This is a genomic window from Gemelliphila asaccharolytica (assembly GCF_001553005.1).
Lineage (GTDB): Bacteria > Bacillota > Bacilli > Staphylococcales > Gemellaceae > Gemelliphila > Gemelliphila asaccharolytica.
This window is the reverse complement of the sequence record NZ_KQ959904.1, coordinates 13265-13698: the sequence shown is the minus strand read 5'-3', so window position 1 is coordinate 13698 and position 434 is coordinate 13265. Positions and strand designations below refer to the sequence as shown.

General features: G+C 31.1%; 1 protein-coding gene. It reads right to left on the bottom strand.

All coding sequences use genetic code 11. The features are described 5' to 3' along the window. On the bottom strand, nt 1-434 hold a 434-nt coding region (locus HMPREF1871_RS06550), incomplete at both ends, for a DUF1542 domain-containing protein (RefSeq protein WP_198145783.1).

The following is a 434-nucleotide window of genomic DNA, read 5'->3' as shown; positions in this document are numbered from 1 at the left end:
TTCTAATTTATCTATTTCTTCTTTGGCTTTTCTAGCTTCTTCTTTAGCTTCTTCTAGTGCTTTATTTTGTTCTTTTTCTGATAGTTTTGAATTTGCTTTTATTTCTTTTTCTTTTTCAGCTAATGCTTTGTCTATTTCTTCTTTGGCTAGTGCTTTTACTTTTGTTTCTACAGCTACTTTGTTTATTTTATCTTTTCCTTGTCCTTTGGCTGTTTCAACTGCTTCATCTGATGATGCTTGTTCTATTTCTTCTTTGGCTTTTTTAGCTTCTTCTTTGGCTTTCTCTAGTGCCTGTTGTTTTTCTTCTGCTACTGCATTTTTGTTTTCTGTTATTTCTTTTTCTTTTTCAGCTAAGGCTTTGTCTATTTCTTCTCTGGCTTTGTCTTTTCCTACTGGGTTTATTTCTTTTATTTTTTCTTTTCCTTGCTCTTTTA